This window comes from Roseiflexus sp. (assembly GCF_057785375.1).
On sequence record NZ_JBYNRX010000057.1, the window covers coordinates 1 to 4,742 of the forward strand.

Consider the following 4,742-nt stretch of genomic DNA (forward strand, 5'->3'; position numbering starts at 1 on the left):
TCAGAAGCCGATGCGCCACCGAATGAAGCAATGGCAAATAAGAAGGCAGACAATACAAACATTTGGCGTTGCAAGGGTTTGTGTGACATATTCACCTCCAAGTGAAACAAGAGTATATGATGGCGACATCCGCCGCCCAACATGAAGTAGACCGACCGCCTCCGCCTATTCCAGCCAGTACTACGTTAGACGGACAACCGTCCGTCTAATCTCGCCCGGTACGGTGTTCGGCCGCCCTTCGTCCGGCTATGCACGCCTGCGCCACATGAGACGGACAACCGTCCGTCTAATCTCGCCCGGTACGGTGTTCGGCTGCCATGCGTCCGCCTATGCCCGCGCATGCCCCGATAGACGGATAACCTTCGCTCCTGAAACTCACGTGCGATGAAGCCGCATCGCTTGGGTGCGTTGCGCGGTACATTAGTTGTGATGAGTATAGCTCACTCCATATCCGATGTAAAGGGGTTTCCAGATGTCCTCTTCCGGCCATCCGCCCAGACTGCTCGATCAGGTGCGCGGCGCGCTGCGTCGCAAACACTACTCGCTCCGCACCGAAGAGGCGTACATCGGATGGGTGCGCCGGTTTATTCGCTTTCATCACATGCGCCATCCGCGCGAGATGGGATCGCGTGAAATTGGCGCCTTCCTGACCTACCTGGCTGTCGAAGAGGAGGTTGCCGCTTCGACCCAGAACCAGGCGCTTAGCGCCTTGCTCTTTCTGTATCGCAAGGTGTTGCAGATCGAGCTTGACGCTGATCTCTCAATAACCCCTGCCAAACGACCTCAGTACCTGCCTGCCGTGCTTAGCCGCGCCGAGGTGCGCGACGTGCTCGCCGCGCTGTCGGGAACCCATCAGTTGATGGCGCAACTGCTCTACGGCAGCGGGCTGCGCTTGCTGGAGTGTTTGCGTCTGCGAGTGAAAGATCTTGATTTTGAGCAGCGCCAACTGATTGTGCGGCAGGGTAAAGGCGGCAAGGATCGGGCGACGTTGCTGCCCGCGCGATTGCATGAGCCGCTGCGCGCTCATCTGGAACACGTGCGTTCGATCCACGAGCAGGATCTCCGCGAGGGCTTCGGTGAGGTCTGGCTGCCCGACGCCCTGGCGCGGAAATTGCCTTCCGCCAGCCGTGAGTGGGCCTGGCAGTATGTGTTTCCAGCGAGCCGGCGCTCGGTCGATCCGCGTTCGGGGCGCATCATGCGTCATCACCAGGACGAAAGCGGCTTGCAGAAGGCCGTCCGACGAGCGGCTCAGCAGGCCGGTATCCAGAAACGCGTCACCTGCCACACGTTTCGTCATAGCTTCGCCACGCATTTGCTTGAGGCTGGCTATGATATTCGCACCGTGCAGGAGCTTCTGGGCCACAAGGATGTGCAGACCACGATGATCTACACCCACGTCCTGCGCCGTGGACCCGGCGCGGTGCGCAGCCCGCTCGACGATGAATGAAACCGCCATTGTCGGCAAAGGTTTGGATGGTGCAACCGGCGAGGGGCAGGTGCAGGCACGATTTGTCAGGAAACGACGCTCCGGTTGCCAGCGATTGAAATCGCCCCTGACGGACCTGCGACCACCCGTCCGCCTGCGCGGACGGGAACGGCGGCGTCCACGCAGGTGGACGCCGGGCGGAACGCCCGCTCGGCGCGACTTCAGTCGCCAGCCGAGGCGCAGCGCCACAGAGACGCGCTTGCGTGCCGCCTGACAATGCATGCCTGGACCCGCGAAGGGCAAAAGATAGTGGCGCTGCTCCAGATGCCAGCGCGACAGACGTTATTGCGAGCGCAGCCTGCCCGCCCAGCGGCTGATGAGGATGAAGAAATCTGGTATCTGTGAGCTGAGTGGCAGGCTAAAGCTTGCTCAGGACAGAGAAGCCCCGCAGGGGCTTTCACGATCTCAGTAAGGGCTTATGAACATTAAGAATTCAATCCGGTCCAGCCCGCGCAGGCGGGCTTCGCTTTCCGTAGCCCGCGACTTCAGTCGCCGGGCTACGGGGCGCAGCGCGAATGCCGGGTTATTTGGTGAATGTTCATCAGCCCAACGCTCACATCTGATTGAGAAACCGCAGCATGGTCCGGCGATATTCCTCAAATGCGGTACGCCCCTGCGGCGTGAGCCGCAACAATGTCAGCGGCATCTTACCACGAAACGTTTTCTCGATCTGCACATACCCTGCTTCCTCCAGTTTGCTCAGGTGCGTCGAAAGATTCCCCTTCGTCAGGCCGGTTGCGTTGAGCAGATAGCGAAAATCGGCTTCCTCGACGGCATTCAGGGTCGCAATGATTGCCAGCCGCGCCGGTGCGTGGATGACCTCGTCGATGTCGGTCAGGATCGACTCGCTCATACCGGCTGCTCCTCGATCTGTGGATGGGTGCGGAGATACCGGTTGAGCGTCCACGCACCCCCTGCGAACATTGCCACCCCCACGATGGTCAGGATGCCTGCGCCATTCAGGATCGCATTGCGCGCCGCTGCCGACGCGATCTGCCGTATGGCGAGATTGGTCAGCATCCCGCCGATCAATGCCAGCACAGCATAGACGCCATATCGCCTGCTTGCTTGCTGATAGGCCATGGCCCCCAACAATGCAGCAAACAACAGGGACGCCAGGAATGCAGCGACCATCTGACCGGTGGCGTCGCCTCCCCACATCAGCCCTGCAAGCACAGCAAGAACCATAACTCCCCCGATTCCTAACGCAGCAATCAGGCGTTGAGCGGTTTCTCGACGCGTCGGAGTCCGGTATTTCACATACCCGGTGCGCGGATAGGTCACCCGCGCCTTCAGCGCCTGAATGACGAAATGGCCCAGGACAATCCCGAGAATGAGCGCAGTACTCCGTATGACCGAGACGCAACCGCTGTCGGTATGGGCGTCCCACCACAAGAGCGCAGCATAGATAACGAAGAACAATCCGACATACAGGACCGGAATGCCGTCTTCTGTCCAGTAACGCCGGACGCGCTGCTCAGCAGAACGAATGACCCTGCTCATAGGTTTGCTCCTGAGATTCGTTTGTTTTTCAAACCTGTTTGTTTTACTCCTGTTTTTCACGTGTGTCAAGCGCTGGTGCGGAGTCGTGCGTCCTGCGGTATAATCGGGTTCGATGGACCTCGACGACAAACTTGCCATTCTGGCGCCGGCGGCGCGCTTCGATGCCTGCGACCGCTTCCTGGGGAAACGCCGCGCAACACCCCCCGCAACCGGCTGGAATGACGCTGCCGTGGTCGCCGATGCCGACGGCGACGGGCGCGCGTTGCCGGTCTTCCGGTTGTTGCTGAGCAATCGCTGTGACTGGAACTGCGCCTACTGCCCGCTGCGCTCAGGGAACGACACGCCGCGCGCTGCGCTGACCCCCGACGAGCTGGCGCGCATCTTTCTGCCGCGCGTCGAACGGAAGACGGTCCAGGGACTGCTTCTTTCCACCGGGGTCGATGGCAATGCTTCGACTGCGACCGGGCGTATGCTCGATGCGGTCGAAGCGCTGCGCACGCGCCACGGCTATAGCGGGTACGTCCATGTGAAATTGCTGCCTGGCGCGCCCGCTGCGGAAATTGAGCGCGCCGCGCGCCTTGCCGACCGTATCAGCCTGAACCTGGAAGCGCCAACCGCGCTGCACCTGGCGCGCATTTCGCCGGAGCGCGACTGGCTGCGCGATCTGATCACACCGCTGGCGCTGGCGCGCGACTGGAGCCGGTCAGTCGCCATCCGCGCGGGGCTTGCGACGCAGTTCGTGGTTGGGGCGGCGGGCGAGAGCGACCACGATCTGCTGCAAACAACCACATGGCTCTACCGCGATCTGGGATTGCGCCGTGTCTATTTTGGCGCGTTTCGACCGGTTGCGGGCACGCCGCTGGAGCAGTGGGCGCCAACGCCGTTTGTGCGCGAGCAGCGTCTCCGCGAAGCCGACTGGCTGGTGCGGCGCTACGGCTTTGATCAGCACGAGTTGCCCTATGACGCAACAGGCAACCTGCCGCTGCACATCGATCCAAAACTGGCGTGGGCGCTGGCGCACCCCGAGCGTTTTCCGGTCGAACTGAACAGCGCCGACCGCGATGATCTGCTGCGTGTGCCGGGGTTGGGTCCGGTGAGCGTGGCGCGCATTCTCCGCCTGCGACGCGAAGGACGTTTCCGCGACCTGGCGCACCTTGCGGCGCTTGGCGGTGCGCTCGCGCGCGCCCGCGACTTCGTGACGCTCGATGGACGCTTTTTCGGAAGGAACGAACGTGACCGCCTGCGGCATTATGACCGCCGATTTCCGATTGCCGAACAGTTGACCTTGTGGTAGCACACGAAGAAGCTGTCCCGATGACCGACGCCATTGCTCACCCCGGCGTCCCCATTCCTGTTGTTCCCTCTTCCCACCTGCCCTCCCGCCAGGGGAGCAGGCGGCGTGGCGCGCTGCATTCCGTTCTGCTGCACCTTCGCGTCTCTGCGGTGATCTGGACAACGCCAGGGCGCACCGGTCTCCCCATCTTGTGCGCCCCCTTTCCCTTGCCCTGTTGTTCGGAAAACGCCAGGGCGCAAAGGCGCAAAGGGGACGCTCTCAAGGGAAACGGTTGTTGCTTGCGACGTGCGGGTGTGTCGTCCCATCGCCCATTGTTTCCTCTTCCTCCTGCCCCATTTTCTACCAGTAAAGAAGGGGGAGTTGGGGCGGGGCGGCGGGGCGCGCTGCATTCCGTTCTGCTGCACCTTCGCGTCTCTGCGGTGATCTGGACAACGCCAGGGCGCACCGGTCTCCCCATCT

Annotated in this window: 5 protein-coding genes; 3 read left to right on the forward strand and 2 right to left on the reverse strand. The window is 61.9% G+C overall.

All coding sequences use genetic code 11. The annotated features are described in order from the left end of the window. Positions 1-472: 472 nt before the first annotated feature. Together AC3EA7_RS09890 and AC3EA7_RS09895 are read left to right on the forward strand one after the other, a co-directional pair. Entirely contained in the window at positions 473-1,447 is a 975-nt protein-coding gene (locus AC3EA7_RS09890; protein WP_488613884.1) for an integron integrase, read from the forward strand. 84 nt (positions 1,448-1,531) lie between these two features. Beyond that, positions 1,532-1,831, forward strand: coding sequence for a hypothetical protein (locus AC3EA7_RS09895; RefSeq protein WP_488613885.1), 300 nt, complete (start codon positions 1,532-1,534; stop codon positions 1,829-1,831). 208 nt (positions 1,832-2,039) lie between these two features. Here AC3EA7_RS09895 and AC3EA7_RS09900 read toward each other — a convergent pair whose 3' ends face one another. After that, the gene (locus tag AC3EA7_RS09900) at positions 2,040-2,339 is read right to left on the reverse strand and encodes a winged helix-turn-helix domain-containing protein (RefSeq protein WP_488613886.1); all 300 of its coding nucleotides are present in this window, start codon (positions 2,337-2,339) and stop codon (positions 2,040-2,042) included. Next, the gene (locus tag AC3EA7_RS09905) at positions 2,336-2,989 is read right to left on the reverse strand and encodes a hypothetical protein (protein ID WP_488613887.1); all 654 of its coding nucleotides are present in this window, start codon (positions 2,987-2,989) and stop codon (positions 2,336-2,338) included. The genes AC3EA7_RS09900 and AC3EA7_RS09905 overlap by 4 nt, the downstream gene beginning before the upstream one ends. Positions 2,990-3,101: 112 nt before the next feature. On the opposite strand from AC3EA7_RS09905, the gene AC3EA7_RS09910 reads away from it, so the two are divergent. Continuing rightward, entirely contained in the window at positions 3,102-4,283 is a 1,182-nt protein-coding gene (locus AC3EA7_RS09910; protein ID WP_488613888.1) for a radical SAM protein, read from the forward strand. The last annotated feature ends 459 nt before the right edge of the window (positions 4,284-4,742 follow it).

Coding starts and splice junctions, on each gene's coding strand:
- AC3EA7_RS09900 (WP_488613886.1), bottom strand. CDS start 2,339: ATGAGCGAGTCGATCCTGACCGACATCGACGAGGTCATCCACGCACCG.
- AC3EA7_RS09890 (WP_488613884.1), top strand. CDS start 473: ATGTCCTCTTCCGGCCATCCGCCCAGACTGCTCGATCAGGTGCGCGGC.
- AC3EA7_RS09910 (WP_488613888.1), top strand. CDS start 3,102: ATGGACCTCGACGACAAACTTGCCATTCTGGCGCCGGCGGCGCGCTTC.
- AC3EA7_RS09905 (WP_488613887.1), bottom strand. CDS start 2,989: ATGAGCAGGGTCATTCGTTCTGCTGAGCAGCGCGTCCGGCGTTACTGG.